The sequence below is a fragment of the Calderihabitans maritimus genome (assembly GCF_002207765.1).
Classification (GTDB): Bacteria; Bacillota; KKC1; order Calderihabitantales; family Calderihabitantaceae; genus Calderihabitans; species Calderihabitans maritimus.
This window is the reverse complement of record NZ_BDGJ01000207.1, coordinates 17,215-36,391: the sequence shown is the minus strand read 5'-3', so window position 1 is coordinate 36,391 and position 19,177 is coordinate 17,215. Positions and strand designations below refer to the sequence as shown.

Here is a 19,177-nt window from a genome sequence, read left to right as displayed (position 1 = left end):
CTCGAGCCAGTCGAATGGGTGCATTGATTGTGGCGGAAAAGGTACCGATAGGGCAGGCAACGCGGCAGGCAGCGCTTCATTTTAAGGTGGATCCCCTCGAGTTTGCCCTCTTCGGGGGCGAAGACTACGAGTTGGTCTTTACCGTTAGGCCAGAAGAAGCTAACCGTATTCTGACGCGACTGAAGGATGCTACGGGGACGGAGGCAACAATTGTAGGAGAAATACTGGAAGCGGAGAGGGGAATTCTGGTAAGCCGTAGAGGCAGAATTGCCCCTCTGACGGCTAAGGGCTATGAACACTTTAACGATGAGAAATGACAAGTCGCACAAGTATACAATATAATTTTTATGCGCGAAAGGATAAACAGATGCATAGATAGAATTTTGATAGGGTATGCGGTTAGAGACGATTAGGAGGTAACTGCTATGCTAAATGAATCCATGATCCGTGACATTAAATTGGCGCCGCAAGGAAGATTAAAAATCGAGTGGGTAGAAAATCATATGCCCGTATTAAGTCTGCTGAAAAAACAGTTCATATCAGAGAAGCCTTTCGCAGGAAAGAGAATTGCCGTTTGTCTGCACCTGGAAGCTAAGACGGCTTATCTGGCCAAAGTCTTGCAGAGCGGTGGAGCAGAAGTGGCGGTAACGGCGAGTAACCCGCTATCTACCCAGGACGATGTGGTAGCTGCGTTGGTGGAGGAAGGAATAAGGGCCTATGCCTGGTACGGGGCATCCCCAGAAGAATACGAGGCCCATTTAAATAAAGTTCTGGATTTCCAGCCTGATTTAATCATCGACGATGGTGGTGATCTGGTTGCGCTGCTTCATCGTACCCGGCAAACAGAGGCGGGGAAGGTTATTGGGGGATGCGAAGAAACCACTACCGGGGTACTGCGGTTGAAGGCGCTGGAAAGGGAGAAGAAGCTTTTATTCCCGATGGTGGCCGTGAACGACGCCCTGTCCAAATACCTGTTCGACAACCGGTACGGGACTGGGCAGTCGGTGTGGGACGGCATCAACCGGTCTACCAATTTAGTAGTAGCTGGAAAAAATGTGGTAGTTGTGGGGTACGGTTGGTGCGGCAAAGGAGTGGCCCTGCGGGCTAAAGGACTGGGGGCGAAGGTCATTGTTTGCGAAATAGATCCCATCCGTGCCAATGAGGCTCTGATGGACGGGTACCAAGTAATGCCCCTCGCGGAGGCGGCTCCGCTGGGAGATTTCTTTATCACCGTTACCGGAAATCGCGATGTGATTCGCAAAGAGCATTTTGCCCTGATGAAGGACCAGGCCATACTAGCCAATGCAGGCCATTTTGATGTGGAGATTTCAAAAACCGACCTGGCCCAGTACGCTGTTGGGCGGCGGAAAGTAAGGCAAAATGTAGAAGAATTCCGGTTGCCCGACGGCAGGAGAATTTATCTCCTGGCGGAGGGAAGGTTGGTTAACCTGGCGGCTGGGGACGGGCATCCGGCGGAGATTATGGATTTAAGCTTTGCCCTGCAGGCCTATTCCCTCCTGTTTATTTTGGAAAACCGGGAGAAACTTGAGGCTAAGCTTTACCGGGTTCCCGATTCTATTGACCGGAAGGTGGCCCGTCTACGGCTGGAAGCCTTGGGAATAAAGATTGATACTCTCACTCTGGAACAAGAAACATATTTAAAAACTTGGCAGCTAGACAACTAGGGGTATGGCGGCGCCTGACCTGCTTCTGCTTTATTGTAATTTTTATTATATGTATTAAAATTATAAACAGGAGTTTTTTGTAGTATTATGAATATTCTATAAATTAAACGCGTACGCAGTATAAAAGCAGGGTCAGGAAAGGATGGTCGTATTGCGCAGAGTTAAGATAGGTATCATTGGTGGAGGGAGAAACAGTTCTGGCGTTTACAAGGCCTTAAAGGCCATGCAGCAGGTAGAACTGGTAGGGGTTTCCGATACAGATCCCTTTTCTCCGCTGATGGTTATGGCCCAGAAAGACAAAGTGTTCACCACCGAATTTTTTGAAGAACTGGCCCAAATGAAAGGGATCGACCTGATTATCGACCTCAGCGGATCTCCTGAGATACACCAAAAAATTCAACAGTTGAAACCGGCGGAAACGGCGGTAATGGATGCTAAAGCGGGACGCCTTTTAATAAGTATTCTCCAGGAAAAAGAGCAACTCTTGGAAACTAAAAAGCTGAAAGGAGAGCTTTCTGCCATACTAAATTCAGTACAAGAGGCTATAGAGGTAGCAGACAATAACGGGGTGATCAAGTATGTAAACCCTGCCTTCACCAGAGTGACGGGAATACCGGAGGCAAATCGCATAGGTAAAAATATCTTCGAAGTATCTCCTCACGGGGCGCTGGCCCAATGCTTGACTACGCAGCAAAAGGTCGTTGGCCACCGGACGAAAGTGGGTGGCTCAGGAGTTGAAGTTATATCTAACGCCGCTCCCATTGTAGTGGACGGGGAAATTGAAGGCGCGGTGGTAGTTTTCCAGCCCATCACCGACATTCTAAAACTTATGGAAGAGCTACAAAAAAGCAATACCATTATTGAAAACCTCTATGCCAGTATAGGACAGATAACGGGTAGTAAATATACTTTCGACGACCTGATAGGGGTTAGCAAAAGCTTCAAAGCCACCCTGGAAATGGCTAAAAAGGCGGCCAAGAGTGACTCCACGGTGCTAATTATTGGGGAAAGTGGAACAGGCAAGGAACTATACGCCCATGCCATCCATCACGCCAGTAATAGAAGAAATAAGCCGTTTATCAAGGTTAACTGTGCCGCCATACCGGAGAGCCTGTTGGAAAGCGAATTTTTCGGGCACGAAAAGGGAGCCTTTACCGGGGCTGTTCGTACGAAACTGGGTAAATTCGAGCTGGCTAACGGAGGTACGCTGTTCCTGGATGAAATTGGGGACATGAACCTTTTCCTGCAGGCTAAACTTCTGCGGGTACTGCAGGATATGGAATTTGAAAGGGTGGGAGGCACCCAAACCATCAAGGTAGATGTCCGGGTAGTGGCGGCTACCAACCGCGATTTAAAAGCTTTGGTGCGCAAGGGAGCCTTTCGAGAAGATCTCTACTACCGGCTCAACGTAGTGGAACTTTATATTCCTCCCTTGAGAGAAAGAAAAGAAGATATTCCGCCTTTAATTGAGCATTTAATTGTTAAGTTTAACCGAAAATTGGGGAAAAGGGTACGGGGGATCTCTCCCGAAGCCATCCAACTTTTGGTTAATTACCATTGGCCGGGCAATGTTAGGGAGCTGGAAAATGTAATTGAGCGGGCCATGGTGACGGCAGAGGATGATATCCTATCCCACAAGCACCTGTCGCAGTACATAGGACAGTTTGAAACACTCGGGTCAACCCAGTATGTAGAAGTTATGCCGTTGGATAAAATGGAACAATTGATGTTGAAAGCGGCCCTAGCTCGCTATGGGGAAAGCCTGGAAGGAAAGAAAAAAGCAGCTCAGGCTTTGAATATATCTCTGGCCACCCTTTACAATAAATTGAAAAAATACAAGGCCAGTTTGTAATTACACATTATAATAAATAGAAAAATTGTAAAGGATAGAATATTTTGCTGTCAAACAAGTTAACAACCGGGAAAATATGTACTCATTTTATTTTGTGCTTTTCTCGAATCTAATTTTTAGAATTATTTTGGGTTTCCCAACTGCAATCTTAGGGCCGTGGAAAATGCTGAGGACAAGATAAATAAAGTTTTTTAAAAAAACAATATGACCAAAAAGATGAAATGGCATGAAAATTGCTTAGAGTGATGTGAGATAGAGTACTTTATGCATGGAGAAGGAGGGATCCCGGGTGAAACTGTATGAGTTTATGGGGAAGGAGTTATTTAAGAAATACGGAATACCGGTTCCGCAAGGTTTGGTAGCGTCCACGCCGGAAGAAGCCGGTAGAGCGGCAGCAGAGATGGGAGAAGTGGTGCTTAAATCTCAAATACTTACCGGCAAAAGGGGTAAGGCCGGAGGAATAAAGTTTGCTTGCAACCCGGAAGAGGCCGTGGCAGAGGCTAAGCAGCTTCTGGGGATGGAATTAAGGGGATTTAAAGTAGAAAAAATCCTGGTGGAGAAAAAGATTGCTATTGACCAGGAACTATATTTAGCCATTACCGTAGACGGGTCGGCTCGACAGCCGGTGATCCTGGCCTCGGCGGAAGGTGGAATGGATATAGAAGAAGTGCCGGAGGAGAAAATTGTAAAGAAGTTGGTGGATGTAACCATTGGGGTACAACCGTACATGGCTCGAGATATTGCGTGGCTTTTAGGATTGAGCGGTGAAATGGCTAAACAGGCGGCAAAAATTATAACTGCCCTGTACCGCGTTTTTAAGGAGAACGATGCAGAACTGGTTGAGATTAATCCACTGGTTGTGAGCGGCAACCGGTTGTTGGCGGCAGATGCGAAGGTTACTATAGACGATGAGGCGCTGTACCGCCAGCCGGAGCTTCCGAGGGTGGAGGAAAAGACGGAGACGGAGAAAAAGGCTCATGCGTTGGGACTATCCTATGTTGAACTGGACGGTGATATTGCCATTATGGCCAACGGAGCCGGTATCACCATGGCCACTCTAGACATTATCCAGCACTATGGTGGCCGGCCGGCTAATTTCTTGGACGCGGGAGGAGGAGCTGGAGTAGAAACGACTGCCCGGGCCTTAGAAATCCTTCTGGCTACGAATCCCAAAGTGATATTCATCAATATTTTCGGAGGCATTACCCGTTGTGATGATGTGGCCAATGCTTTCGTGCAGGTGAAAGAAAAACAGGATATCCCGGTGCCGGTAGTAATCCGTTTGGTGGGGACCAACGAGGAGCTTGGAGTTAAGATATTAAAAGAACACGGCATTGAAGCTTACCGGACTATGGACGAGGCGGCTCGGAAAGCTGTCGAGCTGGCTCGGACCAGTTAGGGAGGGATGTGGAGTGGCGATATATATAGGGGAAAATACGAAGGTAATAGTGCAGGGAATTACGGGAAACCAGGGTTCTTTTCATACCCGGCAGATGCTTGCCTACGGGACAAAAATAGTCGCAGGCGTGTCACCGGGTAAGGGTGGTCAAACCGTAGAAGGAGTTCCGGTGTACGACACGGTAGCTGCGGCCATGGAGGAACACGGGGCCGATGCTTCAGTGTTGTTTATACCTGCCCCTTTTGCCAAGGACGCGGCTTTTGAGGCCATCGACGCGGGTATTAAGGTAGTGGTTATTATTACTGAGCATATTCCTGTCCATGATGAAATGGAAATCATTGCTTTTGCCCGGAGAAGAGGAGTGACGGTTGTAGGGCCCAACACTTTTGGAATCATCTCCTCCGGGAAGTGCAAGATAGGAATTATGCCCAACCAGTTTTTTGTTCCGGGGGAGGTCGGCGTGGTTTCTCGGAGCGGTACCTTAAGTTATGAAATAGTAGCTAATCTTAAGGCCGCCGGTATGGGCACCAGCACCGTAGTCGGGTTGGGCGGTGACCGGGTAGTAGGTCTTAATTTCAAGGATGTGCTGGAAAAGTTCGAGGAGGATGAAGAGACGAAGGCGGTAGTAATGGTGGGAGAAATTGGCGGTTCAGCGGAGGAAGAAGCGGCTGCCTTTATAAAAGAGCACATTAGCAAGCCGGTAGTGGCCTACCTGGCCGGTAAAAGTGCGCCGCCGGGCAAGAGGATGGGACATGCGGGAGCTATAATTGAGCGAGGCAAAGGTACTTTCGAAGGTAAAGTTAAGGCGCTGACGGAAGCGGGAGTGCGGGTTGCCGAATTGCCCTTTGAGGTACCGCAGTTATTGCGGGAAGTCTTGGAATTCCGGGCGCAATAGGAGGGAGTTAAGTTGTTTGACAAAACTAAGCTGGAAGAGTTAGAAGGTCGCGAGCAAAAATGGAAAGATCAGGTAAAAAGTAAGATAGAGCGTTACCCGGAAAGAAGGGAAGAGTTTGAAACGGATTCTAAGATTACGATAGAACGGTTGTATACTCCTGTATCATTAAAAGATTTCGATTACGGTGAGGACCTAGGATTCCCCGGTGAATATCCTTTTACGCGCGGCGTACAGCCGACTATGTACCGGGGTCGTCTGTGGACCATGCGGCAGTACGCCGGTTTCGGTACGGCGGAAGAGACTAACCAGCGGTTCAAATATCTGCTGGAACAGGGACAAACGGGCCTGAGCGTGGCTTTTGATCTTCCCACTCAGATTGGATACGATTCCGACCATATGCTGGCACGGGGAGAAGTAGGGAAAGTAGGCGTGGCAATTGATTCCCTGCAGGACATGGAGACCCTGTTTGATGGAATCCCCCTCGACCAGGTGAGTACCTCCATGACCATTAATGCTCCTGCAGCCATTATTCTAGCTATGTATATTGCGGTAGCTGAAAAGCAGGGTGTGCCTCCTCATAAGTTGAAGGGAACTATCCAAAATGACATTCTCAAAGAATACGTGGCCCGGGGTACATATATCTTCCCGCCGGGGCCTTCTATGCGGTTGATTACTGATATCTTTGCCTATTGTGCCAAGAATGTGCCTAACTGGAACACCATTAGCATAAGCGGCTATCACATTCGAGAGGCTGGGTCCACTGCCGTTCAGGAAATAGCCTTTACCCTGGCCAACGGGATCGCTTACGTCCAAGCAGCAATTGACGCAGGACTGGACGTTGACCAGTTTGCACCTCGCCTATCCTTCTTCTTCAATGCTCATTTAAACTTTTTCGAAGAAATCGCTAAATTCCGGGCGGCTCGGCGGATTTGGGCAAAGATAATGAAAGAAAGATTCGGCGCTAAGAACCCCAGGTCCATGATGCTTCGCTTCCATACTCAGACGGCAGGATGCACCCTGACGGCTCAGCAACCCAGCGTTAATATTATACGAGTGGCATTCCAGGCTCTTAGTGCTGTTTTAGGTGGTACCCAATCCCTGCATACCAACTCCTACGATGAGGCTCTGGCTCTGCCCAGCGAGGAATCGGTATTGATAGCGCTGCGTACCCAGCAGGTCATTGCCCACGAGATAGGGGTAACGGATACGGTCGATCCTCTGGGCGGCTCCTACTTTATAGAATCTTTGACTAATCAAATTGAAGAGAATGTATGGAAATATATCGAGGAAATCGATAAAATGGGCGGAGCGCCGAAGGCCATTGAGAAAGGTTATATGCAGAAGGAGATTCAAGATAGCGCTTACCGATACCAGCAGGCAGTAGAGAGTGGGGAAAAGGTAGTTATCGGCGTTAACAAATTTAAGATGAAGGAAGAACCACCCAAAGGGCTGTTAAAAGTTGACCCGGCAGTGGTAGAAAGGCAGATTGAAAAACTGAAAAAACTAAAAGAAGAGAGAGATCCCAGACAAGTAGCAGAAGCGTTGAAACATTTGCGTTCTGCCGCTTGCAGCGATGAGAATCTGATGCCGGCCATTTTGGAAGCGGTTAAAGCTTATGCTACCCTGGGTGAAATTTGTAATGTGCTGCGGGAGGTTTTCGGAGAGTACCAGCAGCAGATAGTGGTGTAGCCCTTAAAATCTTAGAAAAGACGAGTGCGAGGAGGGGACAGGTGTGAGCGAAAAACCTATTCGGGTTCTAATTGCTAAAGCAGGACTGGACGGCCACGACCGAGGAGCCAAGGTTATTGCCCGGGCTTTAAGGGATGCCGGGATGGAGGTTATCTACACCGGGCTGAGGCAGACGCCGGAACAAATAGTGGAAACAGCTATTCAAGAGGACGTCCAGGTTATCGGCATAAGCAGTTTATCCGGGGCCCATATGCATCTTTTCCCGCCGGTGGTGGAGTTGTTGCGTGAGAAAGGTATTCATGACGTGTTGGTAATTGGTGGAGGCATCATACCGGAGGAAGATATTCCTTATTTGAAGGAAGCAGGAATTGCCGAAGTCTTCACTCCGGGTACACCGACTTCTGCTATCATAAAATATATCCGTGAACATGTAGGCTCCACTTCTGAGGAGTGAGTTGCCCCAGGCAATGGTGGGCTGAAAGGAGAAATAGTACGGTGTTCAAGGAGGGAGATGTCTATGGTATTGAAAATTGACCACGTGGGGATAGCGGTAAAAAGTATTGAAGAGGCGCGGAAATTATATGAAGATGTCTTGGGTTTGAAAATAACGGAAACGGAAGTAGTTCCGGAACAAAAAGTTAAGGTGGCTTTCCTGCCGGTGGGCGACAGTGAGGTTGAGCTTCTGGAATCTACGGAACCTGATGGCCCGGTGGCGAAATTTATAGAAAAAAACGGCGAGGGGATTCAGCACATTGCCTTTAGGGTGGAAAACATTGAAGAAAAACTGGAGGAACTGAAGAAAGAGGGGATCAGGCTCATTGATGAAAAGCCTCGACGCGGGGCCGGGGGAGCGAAAATTGCTTTTCTTCACCCTAAAGTTACCCACGGAACTTTAATTGAGTTATGTGAACGAGATTAAGGCCGGGAGGTGACAGAGGTGGCAATGGAAGACATGATAAAATTGCTGGCAGAGAAGAAAGCAAAGATCCTTCAGGGTGGCGGCGAAAAACGAGTCAAAAAACAGCACGAGGCGGGAAAGTTGACCGCGCGGGAGAGAATAAAACTTTTACTAGATGAGGGGAGTTTCGTCGAAATAGACCAATTTGTTACTCACCGCTGCACGGAGTTTGGTATGGACCAGGTGGAGGCTCCCGGGGAAGGAGTAGTTACCGGTTACGGTACTATAGACGGCAGGCTGGTATATGTATATGCCCAAGACTTCACGGTGATAGGCGGAACCTTAGGAGAAATGCATGCTGCTAAGATCTGTAAAGTACTTGATATGGCCATGAAGATGGGTGCTCCGGTAATTGGAATGAACGACTCCGGAGGCGCCCGCATACAGGAAGGAGTAGATGCTTTAAACGGATACGGCGAGATATTCAAGCGAAATACCCTGGCTTCCGGTGTTATACCGCAAATATCGGTGATCATGGGTCCCTGCGCAGGTGGTGCAGTCTACTCGCCTGCCCTGACGGACTATATTTTCATGGTAGAAGGGACCAGTCAGATGTTCATTACCGGTCCGCAGGTTATAAAGGCAGTAACGGGAGAAGAGATAAGCGTAGAGGAACTAGGCGGAGCTCGTACCCATAATCAAATCAGCGGAGTAGCCCATTTTCAGGCCCAAAGCGAAGAAGAGTGCGTAATGATGATTAAACGGTTGTTGAGCTTTATACCGTCCAATAACCTGGAAGATCCACCGGTTGTGGAATGCACCGATCCCGTCGATCGTTGCGACGAGGGATTACGGGAAGTCGTTCCCGACGATCCCAACAAACCATACGACGTGCGCGACGTAATAGTGCCGATAATTGATAACGGGGATTTCTTTGAAATCCACCAGGGTTGGGCGCAGAACATAATCATAGGATTTGGACGGTTGAACGGTAGGACCGTAGGGATTATAGCCAATCAGCCGAAAGTACTGGCGGGGTGCCTGGATATCAATGCTTCCGACAAGGCTTCCCGGTTTGTACGGTTTTGCGATGCGTTTAACATACCATTGCTGACTCTAGTGGATACACCGGGATATCTGCCGGGGACGGAACAGGAGTATGGAGGAATAATTCGTCACGGGGCGAAGCTCCTTTATGCTTACTCGGAAGCTACGGTACCTAAGCTCACTCTGGTATTGCGCAAGGCATATGGTGGAGCATACCTGGCCATGTGCGCCAAAGCGCTGGGAGCAGACCAGGCATTTGCGTGGCCTTCGGCGGAAATCGCAGTCATGGGTCCAGAGGGAGCGGCCAACATTATCTTCCGGAAAGAGATACAGGCCGCCGATAATCCTCCGGAGGTCCGACAGCAAAAGATACAGGAATACCGGGAAAAATTTGCCAATCCCTATGTAGCCGCCTCCCGTGGATTTATAGATATAGTACTCGATCCTAAGGAGACGCGCCCGTATCTCATCAAAGCCCTGGAAACCTTATTGACCAAACGGGAGAACAGACCGGGCAAAAAACACGGGAACATACCGGTTTAAGAAGGGGGAATTCATGGGTGGACAACATAACGCTAGGTCTAACTATGACCGTCATTGGTATGGGTGTTGTGTTTTCGGTGCTGGCATTGCTCTGTATAATGCTCATCTTTACCAATAAGCTTTTTGATTACTTCGAAGCTAAGAAGCAAGCCGCTGGTGAACCGGCGGAAAAGGAAAGGCCAGTTTCCTTAGCGGAAAAAAGTGCTACTGTTAACCCGGAACCTGTCCAGCAGGAGACGGTGCCGGATATGGAGGCAACTCCAGCAAATCCAGGTCTCAATCCCAAGACGGTAGCCGCTATAATGGCCGCCGTATCTGTGTACGTGGGTCAACCGGCGGAAAAGTTTAGGCTGACCGCAGTACGGCATTTATCAACAGCGGCAGGGCAGGGAATGGTCTGGGCAAGTGCCGGCAGACAGGAATTGATTTTAGCCAGGCAGGAAATTTTGAATAGAAAGGGGAGTCGAAAAAGATGAGAAAATTTCGCGTAAGCGTTAACGGAGAAATCTTTGAAGTTGAAGTAGAAGAAATAAGCGGTGAGGGCGCGGCGGCAGCGGCTAGCAAGCCGGCACCGAAGCCGGCGACTTCGCCACCGAAGCTACACGCGGTACCCAGTACTCCCAAGCCGGCGGCTGCCAAACCTGCCGAACCTCCCAAGCCCAAGGCGGCGGCAGGACCGGGGGAAAAGGTTACGGCTCCTCTACCCGGTACTATACTGGATATCAAAGTTTCCGTAGGACAGAATGTTAATGCCGGCGATGTACTGGTAATTTTAGAAGCCATGAAGATGGAAAATGAGATAACTGCCCCTGTAGGCGGAAAGGTCAATGAGATCCTGGTGAGCAAAGGACAGACCGTTAACGCGGGAGATGTAGTGATAGTTATAGGCTAGAGGAGGGAACAAGACGATGCTGTTGGAGTGGATAAGCAAATTTGTAACTAACTATGTAGGGCTGAGTCATCTCACTATCGGACAGCTAGGTATGATAGCCATTGGGATAACCCTTATCTATCTAGCCATAGCTAAGCACTTTGAACCGCTGCTTCTGATACCTATAGGTTTCGGTATAATCCTTGGCAACATTCCCATATCGGGGATACTGCGGGAGCCTACGGGAAGTCTTTTCGGCGGATTGCTCCACTACCTAGGGCTGGGCACCTGGCTGGGTATTTACCCGCCGCTCATCTTTTTGGGCATTGGGGCCATGACGGATTTTGGTCCCATGATTGCCAATCCGGTGAGCATCCTGTTGGGGGCGGCGGCCCAATTGGGTATATTTACCAGTTTTCTAGGTGCCCTTTTTATGGGGTACACACCGGCGGAAGCAGGTTCAATTGGTATCATTGGTGGGGCTGACGGACCTACTGCTATATATACCGCGGCTCGTATGGCCCCACACCTGTTGGCTCCTATAGCGGTGGCCGCTTACTCCTATATAGCTCTGGTTCCGATGATTCAACCGCCGATTATCAAGCTGATGACCTCCCGGGAAGAACAGGCCATCATGATGGAGCAACTGAGGCCGGTTTCTAAAGTGCAGAAGATAATGTTTCCTGTCTTAGTAGTAATATTGGTCGGTCTACTTGTCCCCACTGCTTTACCGTTGGTGGGAATGCTGATGCTCGGTAATCTTCTTAAAGAATGCGGCGTTACCGACCGACTGTACAAGACCGCTGCCAACGAGCTAATGAACATTGTAACTATCTTTCTTATGGTGACGGTAGGGGCTAGCGCTACCGCAGAGCGGTTCTTCACCTGGCAGTTTATTGGTATCCTGTTACTGGGGTTAGCAGCTTTTATTCTCAGCACAGTCGGTGGTCTGATATTCGGAAAGATTCTCTGTAAGCTCACCGGAGGCAAGATCAATCCCATCATAGGCGCAGCAGGGGTGTCAGCTGTACCGGAAGCGGCACGGCTTTCTCAGAAAATCGGGCGGGAGGCCAACCCTAAGAATTTTCTACTTATGCATGCTATGGGTCCTAACGTAGCAGGAACCATAGGTTCTGCCGTAGCAGCGGGAGTACTAATGGCTATGCTGAGTTAGAATCTAATTTATAAAAATTAGAATAATAATGAAATTTTTCAAATTTTTATAATTAAAGGCAGGAATGCCGGAATACAATGCCGAATAACTGAATTATAAAAGGGATAAACTGGCCTAGGTGCAGGTAGGATACCTGGCCAGTTTCTTTTATCCCTGAAAACTCTCTTGGATGGGAGGGGAAGGCATGAAGAAGGTGAGCTATGAACAGGTGGTAGAAGCGGTAGCCCGATTGTGCAAAGAAAGCAACTATTTTTTGGGAGAGGACGTAAAAGCAGCTTTTGTCGAGGCATTGGAAAAAGAAGAGTCGCCTACCGGTAAGGATATTCTACGCCAATTGATAAAGAACGCTGAAATAGCTGCCGCGGAAGAAGTGCCAATGTGCCAAGATACGGGCGTAGCGGTAGTCTTCTTAGAGGTAGGACAGGACGTTCAGGTCGAAGGCGGTTACCTCTACGATGCGATTCAAGAAGGGGTGCGAAAGGGGTATACGGAAGGGTACCTGCGGAAATCTATGGTAGAAGATCCATTTAACCGGAAAAATACGGGAGATAACACACCGGCGATTATTCATACCCGTATTGTCCCCGGAGACAAGTTGAAGATTACGGTAGCTCCCAAAGGGGGCGGTAGCGAGAACATGAGTGCGATAGCGATGCTGCCTCCGGCAGCCGGGTTAGAAGGAGCAAAAAAATTTATCGTGGATACAGTACGCAAGGCGGGCCCCAATCCCTGTCCGCCGATAGTGGTGGGAGTGGGCATCGGAGGCAATTTTGAGAAGGCGGCTCTAATGGCCAAGGAAGCGTTACTTCGTCCCTTGGGCCAGCCCAATCCTTCGCCGGAAGTGGCTGCCTTGGAAAAGGATCTTCTGGAGGAAATAAACAAGCTGGGAATCGGTCCCCAAGGGTTAGGGGGGCGCACCACGGCCCTGGCTGTTCATGTGGAAATACATCCGTGTCATATTGCCAGTCTGCCAGTGGCGGTTAATATTAACTGCCATGCCAGCCGGCATAAGAGCATATCCCTTTAGGAGGTGACAGTGGTGGCTGACAGGTATATTACCCCTCCTTTAACCGATGAGATGGTAGAAGAGCTAAGGATTGGCGATCAGGTTTATATTTCCGGGGTTTTGTATACCGCCCGGGATGCTGCTCACAAGCGATTGGTTGAACTGTTGGATGCTGGGAAGCCGCTGCCGGTAGACCTGAAAGGACAGATCATATATTATGTAGGACCTTCGCCGGCAAAACCGGGACAGGTAATCGGCTCCGCCGGGCCCACTACCAGTTACCGGATGGATGCTTATGCTCCGCGTTTGTTGGAAATAGGACTTAAAGGAATGATAGGGAAAGGCTCCCGCAACCAAGAGGTTAAGGACGCTATAGTAAGGCACAAGGGGGTATATTTTGCGGCGGTTGGTGGTGCCGCGGCTTTGATCAGCAAATGTATCAAGAAAGCGGAAGTAATAGCCTACCCGGACTTAGGGCCAGAGGCTATCCGGCGTTTAGAAGTTGAAAACCTTCCGGTAATTGTAGTAAACGATGCTCACGGTGGTGACCTCTACGAAGAAGGGGTCAAAAAATACGGAATACCTACCTGAAGAGGTGAAACAGAATGTCTTTGAAAGAAGAGGCTCTGAGGTTACATAAAGAAAAAGTAGGTAAGATTGAAGTAATTAGCAAGGTGTCTGTTAATAGTACCAAAGATCTGAGTCTTGCCTATACGCCTGGAGTGGCGGAACCTTGTAAGGAAATTCATGCCGATACGGTGAAAGTCTACGATTATACGACTAAGGGCAATATGGTGGCGGTTGTAACCGATGGAACAGCGGTATTAGGGCTTGGAGATATTGGACCGGAAGCAGCCCTCCCGGTTATGGAAGGGAAGGCGGTTCTTTTTAAGGCTTTTGCGGGGGTCGATGCTTTTCCCATTTGTCTCCGTACCAAAGATGTGGATAAGATTGTAGAAACGGTAAAACTGCTGGAACCAAGTTTTGGAGGAGTTAACCTAGAGGATATAGCTGCTCCCGCCTGCTTTGAGATAGAGCGAAGGTTAAAAGAAGAGATCAATATACCTGTTTTTCATGATGACCAGCATGGTACTGCCGTAGTAGCGATGGCCGGTTTAGTAAACGCGCTGAAAATTGTTAACAAAAAGCTTGATCAAATCAAGGTGGTTACCAACGGGGCCGGTGCGGCTGGGATAGCTATAATCAAGCTACTTCTCAGTATGGGAGTAAAAGATGTGATTATGTGTGACCGGAGCGGGATTATTTACGAAGGTCGGAAAGAAGGCATGAACCCGGCCAAGGAGGAAATTGCCCGAGTTACCAACCGTGGAAAGTTGTCTGGAACCCTAGCTGACGCGCTGAAAGGAGCGGACGTATTTATCGGTGTGTCGGGCCCCAATCTGCTAACTCAGGATATGGTCCGTTCGATGGCTAAAAACGCCATTGTGATGGCTATGGCCAATCCCGTTCCGGAAATTATGCCCGACCTGGCTAAAGAGGCGGGGGCAGCAGTGGTATGTACGGGCCGTTCCGATTTCCCCAATCAGGTTAACAATGTACTGGCCTTCCCCGGTATATTCCGGGGTGCCCTGGACGTACGGGCTACCGATATTAACGAAGAGATGAAGGTAGCTGCTGCCTATGCAATTGCCGGTTTAATCAGTGATGAAGAACTGGACAGGGAGTATGTTATTCCTAAAGCATTCGATCCGCGGGTGGCACCGGCGGTTGCGGCGGCGGTAGCCGAAGCAGCCATGAAGAGCGGTGTGGCTCAAATTCAGGTTGAACCGGAAAAAATTGCAGAGCGGACACGGAAATTGGCTGCGGTTAAATAATATATCATATCCAAGGCCTGCAGGGAGCAGGTCTTATTTTTTTAAGACTAAATAATGGTAATAACCTTGTCTGATTGGATCTCTCAGTATACAATTAAGACAGAATCGGGAGGGGATGGGAAGCGGAATGCGCACTTATGCCGTAGTAGATTTGGAGACTACGGGCAACAATCCTGCCGTCCATGAAATCATTGAGATAGCAGTAGTGAAAATAGTTGACGGAGTAGTTTCCGATGAGTTTACTACCTTAGTTAGACCGTCTGGCCCTATTCCTTTTTTCATCCAGCGTCTAACCGGGATTACTGATCAGATGGTAGAGGAGGCTCCTGAGGTAAGGGAAGTTTTATCTCACTTCTGGCAGTTTGTCGGTGATACAGTGCTGGTTGCTCATAATGCTGCGTTCGATCTAGGCTTTCTGGGTAAATATTCTGTAACCGGTGTTACAAATAAAGTGTTAGATACGCTTGAATTGTCTCGTATATTGCTCCCGACCTTAACCAGCCACCGTCTGGTTGACCTGGTTAAATATTACCGGATCTCGGTTGAAGGACTACACCGGGCTTTGAAAGACGCCAGGGTAACCGCCGATATTTTTTTGAAGTTATTGCAGGAGGCGGAAGAACTCCCACTCCCGGTGCTGGATCTCATAAACCAGACACTGGCCAATGAGGAAGCAGAGCTTCGCGAAGTTTTCCGGCAGGCGTATAGAAAAGCAGCCGGTCAATTTCCCCCAATGCCCGTCCGGGGTTCAGAAAAGAAATACTTATTTTTTAGCTCCGAAAAAGCGACGGATGAATTTCCGTTTGAAAGCACGAGGCAGACAAATGAGAGATATTTCCTGCCGGACGAGGAATTAGCGGAATTGTTACGCCCCGGCGGCCTCATGGCTGAAAAGTTTCCCGCCTATGAGTACCGGCAACAACAGGAAGAGATGCTGCTGGCTATTAGCAGGGCCTTTAACCAAAAAAAGCACCTGGTAGTGGAAGCAGGAACTGGTACGGGGAAGTCACTCGCTTACCTTATACCGGCGGCGGTATGGGCGGTAAACACGGGAGAGAGGGTCGTGGTGGCCACTCATACCATAAACTTGCAGGAACAACTATTGGAGAAGGACATTCCGGTACTCAAAGATGTTCTTTCCCTGCCTGTTGAAGCAGCCCTAGTTAAAGGGCGCAATAATTACCTGTGCCTGCATAAATGGGAAGCACTGGGAGAAGAGATGGGGAAGTTACCTTGGGAAGAAAAGGTGTTTTTCCTGTCTCTTGCCGTCTGGCTGTCCAGGACGTCCAGTGGTGACCGCGGAGAGATAGGACTGGAACAGAACAAGCTTTGGCAGCAAGTGGGTGCAGACAGTGCGTCTTGTCTCGGGCCTGAATGTCATTGGTATAAACATTGGTGTTTTGTCACCAGAGCCCGTAGAAAAGCAGAGAAAGCTGATTTGCTGGTGGTAAATCATTCGGTTATGTTAAGCGATATAGAAGCAGACACTCGTTTCCTGCCGGATTATCGGTATCTAATAATAGATGAAGCCCACCATTTAGAGGACGCGGCTACGGAGCAGCTCGGTGTGACCTTGAGGTTGTCTGAAATATTAAGTCGTCTATCCGAAGTTGCTAAAAATCTTTATGCTTTAAAACGGGTTAAGCTGAAAGACAACCCTTCGCAAAAGGAGCTCGAAAACGGAAGAGATACTGGACCAATAACGGCCTGCTTGGAAGAAGCCACCAAGCAGGGAGAGAATTTGGCGAAAGCGCTTAACCAGCTTTTTGCCCACTTAAAAGAACTCTGTCTGAAGTATAGTCCCGATAAGGGGTCGGCATTTTGGAATTATCAATTGCGTATCACGCAGAAGATAAGAGCAGTACCCTTATGGTCTCTGGTTAGGGAAAGCTGCGAAACCGTTACCCTGAACCTCCGGAAAATGGATAAGCTTTTGCGGGAACTGACTGCCTACCTGGAGAAAACAGACAATATTTCTGACCGTGTGTCGGCTAGGAAATTTGCGCCATGTCTTACTTTGGGAAGTCAGCTGTGCCGGGAGATTGAGGATAAAATAAACCTTTGCCTAGCAGATGAAGACAGAGAATATGTGTGTTGGATCGAGGCTCCGGTGCATGGAGAGGAAGAGACTACTTTGAGAAGTGCTCCGGTAAACGTAGGCCCTCTGCTTGCGGAGAAGATTTACCGGACCAAGGATACGGTAATTTTCACTGCCGCCACCCTTTGCGTTGGCGGGTCCTTTGACTATTTTATGAGCAGGGTAGGCCTGGACCTGTTGGCTGGGAGAGAAAGGGAACGGGTGGAAACTCTTAAACTGGATTCTCCCTTTGATTACTCCCGGCAGGTTCTTCTGTGTGTTGTTAAAGATCTGCCACCGCCGGCAGCAGTTTTAGAAGATTCTTACATGGTAGCTATATCCCAGCTGCTGATAGATATATTCACGGCCACGAAGGGAAGGGGATTGGCCCTGTTTACCTCTCATCAAATGCTACGGAAATGCTATTTCATGATTAAAGAAAAGTTGGAAGAAAGAGGGGTGGGTGTACTGGGCCATAATATTGACGGCAGCAGGTGGAGACTGATTGAAAAAATGACTGCCGATCCCCAAACGGTAATATTGGGCTCCAGTAGTTTCTGGGAGGGAGTAGATTTACCCGGTAGCCTGCTCCGTTGTGTAGTTATCGTTAAGCTGCCTTTTATGTCTCCCACACTTCCCACCGTAGCCGCCCGATTAGAAGCACTGGAGCGGCAAAGGATCAACAGCTTTTATAATTACAGCCTTCCCCAAGCCATTATCAGGTTGCAGCAGGGATTTGGACGGCTGATCCGGCGGAAGAACGATCACGGAGCGGTGGTTATCTTGGATCAAAGAATTTTAAGTAAGGGGTACGGTAAAAAGTTATTAGAATCCCTACCCTTAAGGGATTATTATCTCTGCGACCGGGCCTCGGTAGGCCATACCGTTGGTTCCTGGATAAAAAAGAAGGAGAAAAACTAGCTGTCGAAAATTTTATAGTTTAGGAGGAATTCACCAGTCGAAGTCGAAAAAACTATTAGGACAGGAAAAAGTTTGTTTACATTTGGCGGGGTGGGATTAAATTGGCTATTTATGGGCATTTTAGGGATTATTTTCGGTATATTCCCATTGATTGTAGTGCATTGGCTAATTTACCGGACAGAGATTTCTATCGCCTTACTGCTTTGGAAATTATAAAAGGTTTGGCCAAATTTCCTGAAATTGACCGTGTGCTAAATATCCCTCTACCTGAAAGCAAAGAAAGCTTTGGCAGTTTTTTGGAAGGGTTGGAAGAAGTGGTTAGGAATAATTGCAACCCGGTACTTATAGTTATGCAGAATTCTCACCAATTGGCGGACGGCAGGTTGGAAAACCTAACAGCTTTATTTCACCCCGGACGGTTTCCTTCCGGATGCTCCCCACGTATTGGGCTCGTTTTTCAGGAGGCTGATGTTTAGATTGAACTGAAGTGCCTAAATTTAATATACTGAAAACTAAGGATAGATATATTTCTATCCTTAATTTTTTACCTTTATAAAAAGTATATTCGCATATTTATAATTATTATATACGTAAGAACAGGTTCGTTAAGAATACAATAGGAAGCTATAACAGGAGCAGATTTATTGGTATCAACCACCGGTTTAAGGCCGGCGGACTAGGCACCGCCGATTCGGTAAAATAGAGGGAGGTGGAATGAATGTCGCTGGTGGTATGTCCTCAATGTGGCCGGGAAGTAGACCAAGATGATATGTACCAGGTGAATGGGCAGGAAATGTGCGACGATTGTGCCCTTGAGCGGCAGAACATACCTAAGCCCTGTGACGTTTGGGCCGTTCGGATTGCCACCAACACCAGGAAAAGTATGGGGATGCGGGGTACAGAAGGACTTACGGACAGACAAAAGGCTATTTACGAATTTATTAGCTCTCAAAAGGGAGCAACGCTAGAGCAACTGAAGCAAAAATTTAGTCTTACGGAAAACGAAATACGTAAAGAAATTGCCGTTTTACGGCATTGTGAACTGGCCCGGGCTCATAAGAGGGGAAACGATATATACTTTGTACCCTGGGATTATAAAGAAGAATAAGGAATCGTTAGGCGCCTTTCTATTCACGTTTTTACCCCAAGTCTAATATGATATAGAGAAATAACCTGATAAGGGGTGAAAGCTGTGAGAGTTTACTTTATTCCCTTGCCAAAATTCTTGAGAAATTTTTTAAAGAAGGCATTGCGTCAGGGATAAGCAGGGAGGGAGAGTAAATTT

The 19,177-nt window shown here is 48.3% G+C and carries 17 protein-coding genes and 1 pseudogene; all 18 read left to right on the top strand.

Features of this window, described 5'->3' with window-relative positions:
- Nucleotides 1-317, top strand: a pseudogene (locus tag KKC1_RS15075) (AIR synthase-related protein); the annotation flags it as partial.
- A 108-nt stretch (nucleotides 318-425) separates the two neighbouring features.
- Nucleotides 426-1,685 carry an adenosylhomocysteinase gene (locus KKC1_RS15070; RefSeq protein ID WP_088555249.1) on the top strand — a complete coding sequence of 420 codons (1,260 nt, stop codon included), beginning with the start codon at nucleotides 426-428 and terminating at the stop codon, nucleotides 1,683-1,685.
- A 142-nt stretch (nucleotides 1,686-1,827) separates the two neighbouring features.
- Nucleotides 1,828-3,537 carry a sigma 54-interacting transcriptional regulator gene (locus KKC1_RS15065; protein WP_088555248.1) on the top strand — a complete coding sequence of 570 codons (1,710 nt, stop codon included), beginning with the start codon at nucleotides 1,828-1,830 and terminating at the stop codon, nucleotides 3,535-3,537.
- Nucleotides 3,538-3,826: 289 nt separating this feature from the next.
- On the top strand, nucleotides 3,827-4,936 hold the full coding sequence (sucC, locus tag KKC1_RS15060; protein ID WP_088555247.1) for an ADP-forming succinate--CoA ligase subunit beta: 1,110 nt from the start codon (nucleotides 3,827-3,829) through the stop codon (nucleotides 4,934-4,936).
- A gap of 13 nt (nucleotides 4,937-4,949) precedes the next feature.
- Nucleotides 4,950-5,831, top strand: a complete 882-nt coding sequence (sucD, locus tag KKC1_RS15055) for a succinate--CoA ligase subunit alpha (RefSeq protein WP_088555246.1) — start codon at nucleotides 4,950-4,952, stop codon at nucleotides 5,829-5,831.
- 12 nt (nucleotides 5,832-5,843) lie between these two features.
- Nucleotides 5,844-7,520: an acyl-CoA mutase large subunit family protein gene (locus KKC1_RS15050; RefSeq protein ID WP_088555245.1), complete on the top strand. Its 1,677-nt coding sequence runs from the start codon at nucleotides 5,844-5,846 to the stop codon at nucleotides 7,518-7,520.
- 43 nt (nucleotides 7,521-7,563) lie between these two features.
- A complete protein-coding gene (locus KKC1_RS15045; RefSeq protein ID WP_088555244.1) occupies nucleotides 7,564-7,974 on the top strand; it encodes a cobalamin B12-binding domain-containing protein in 411 nt (136 codons plus the stop codon).
- A 63-nt stretch (nucleotides 7,975-8,037) separates the two neighbouring features.
- Nucleotides 8,038-8,439 (top strand): methylmalonyl-CoA epimerase, encoded by a 402-nt coding sequence (gene mce, locus KKC1_RS15040; protein ID WP_088555243.1) that lies wholly within the window; start codon nucleotides 8,038-8,040, stop codon nucleotides 8,437-8,439.
- A gap of 18 nt (nucleotides 8,440-8,457) precedes the next feature.
- On the top strand, nucleotides 8,458-10,008 hold the full coding sequence (locus tag KKC1_RS15035; protein WP_088555242.1) for an acyl-CoA carboxylase subunit beta: 1,551 nt from the start codon (nucleotides 8,458-8,460) through the stop codon (nucleotides 10,006-10,008).
- Nucleotides 10,009-10,025: 17 nt separating this feature from the next.
- Nucleotides 10,026-10,484, top strand: coding sequence for an OadG family protein (locus KKC1_RS15030; RefSeq protein ID WP_088555241.1), 459 nt, complete (start codon nucleotides 10,026-10,028; stop codon nucleotides 10,482-10,484).
- Nucleotides 10,481-10,900: a biotin/lipoyl-containing protein gene (locus KKC1_RS15025; RefSeq protein WP_088555240.1), complete on the top strand. Its 420-nt coding sequence runs from the start codon at nucleotides 10,481-10,483 to the stop codon at nucleotides 10,898-10,900. The genes KKC1_RS15030 and KKC1_RS15025 overlap by 4 nt, the downstream gene beginning before the upstream one ends.
- 16 nt (nucleotides 10,901-10,916) lie before the next feature.
- Entirely contained in the window at nucleotides 10,917-12,053 is a 1,137-nt protein-coding gene (locus KKC1_RS15020; protein WP_192868285.1) for a sodium ion-translocating decarboxylase subunit beta, read from the top strand.
- A gap of 184 nt (nucleotides 12,054-12,237) precedes the next feature.
- A complete protein-coding gene (locus tag KKC1_RS15015) occupies nucleotides 12,238-13,080 on the top strand; it encodes a fumarate hydratase (RefSeq protein WP_088555239.1) in 843 nt (280 codons plus the stop codon).
- 12 nt (nucleotides 13,081-13,092) lie between these two features.
- A complete protein-coding gene (locus KKC1_RS15010) occupies nucleotides 13,093-13,650 on the top strand; it encodes a Fe-S-containing hydro-lyase (protein ID WP_088555238.1) in 558 nt (185 codons plus the stop codon).
- A 14-nt stretch (nucleotides 13,651-13,664) separates the two neighbouring features.
- Nucleotides 13,665-14,894 carry an NADP-dependent malic enzyme gene (gene ystJ / locus KKC1_RS15005; protein WP_088555237.1) on the top strand — a complete coding sequence of 410 codons (1,230 nt, stop codon included), beginning with the start codon at nucleotides 13,665-13,667 and terminating at the stop codon, nucleotides 14,892-14,894.
- 115 nt (nucleotides 14,895-15,009) lie between these two features.
- Nucleotides 15,010-17,892, top strand: coding sequence for a helicase C-terminal domain-containing protein (locus KKC1_RS15000; RefSeq protein WP_088555236.1), 2,883 nt, complete (start codon nucleotides 15,010-15,012; stop codon nucleotides 17,890-17,892).
- 101 nt (nucleotides 17,893-17,993) lie between these two features.
- The gene (locus KKC1_RS14995) at nucleotides 17,994-18,368 is read left to right on the top strand and encodes a hypothetical protein (protein ID WP_088555235.1); all 375 of its coding nucleotides are present in this window, start codon (nucleotides 17,994-17,996) and stop codon (nucleotides 18,366-18,368) included.
- Nucleotides 18,369-18,610: 242 nt separating this feature from the next.
- Nucleotides 18,611-19,000 (top strand): hypothetical protein, encoded by a 390-nt coding sequence (locus tag KKC1_RS14990; RefSeq protein WP_202820122.1) that lies wholly within the window; start codon nucleotides 18,611-18,613, stop codon nucleotides 18,998-19,000.
- Nucleotides 19,001-19,177 lie beyond the last annotated feature (177 nt).

Bases quoted from the DNA above. Each gene is read 5' to 3' on its own strand.
- KKC1_RS15070 (WP_088555249.1), top strand. From the start codon at position 426: ATGCTAAATGAATCCATGATCCGTGACATTAAATTGGCGCCGCAAGGA.
- KKC1_RS15065 (WP_088555248.1), top strand. From the start codon at position 1,828: ATGGTCGTATTGCGCAGAGTTAAGATAGGTATCATTGGTGGAGGGAGA.
- mce (WP_088555243.1), top strand. From the start codon at position 8,038: ATGGTATTGAAAATTGACCACGTGGGGATAGCGGTAAAAAGTATTGAA.
- KKC1_RS15025 (WP_088555240.1), top strand. From the start codon at position 10,481: ATGAGAAAATTTCGCGTAAGCGTTAACGGAGAAATCTTTGAAGTTGAA.
- KKC1_RS15020 (WP_192868285.1), top strand. From the start codon at position 10,917: ATGCTGTTGGAGTGGATAAGCAAATTTGTAACTAACTATGTAGGGCTG.
- KKC1_RS15015 (WP_088555239.1), top strand. From the start codon at position 12,238: ATGAAGAAGGTGAGCTATGAACAGGTGGTAGAAGCGGTAGCCCGATTG.
- ystJ (WP_088555237.1), top strand. From the start codon at position 13,665: ATGTCTTTGAAAGAAGAGGCTCTGAGGTTACATAAAGAAAAAGTAGGT.
- KKC1_RS15000 (WP_088555236.1), top strand. From the start codon at position 15,010: ATGGGAAGCGGAATGCGCACTTATGCCGTAGTAGATTTGGAGACTACG.
- KKC1_RS14990 (WP_202820122.1), top strand. From the start codon at position 18,611: ATGTCGCTGGTGGTATGTCCTCAATGTGGCCGGGAAGTAGACCAAGAT.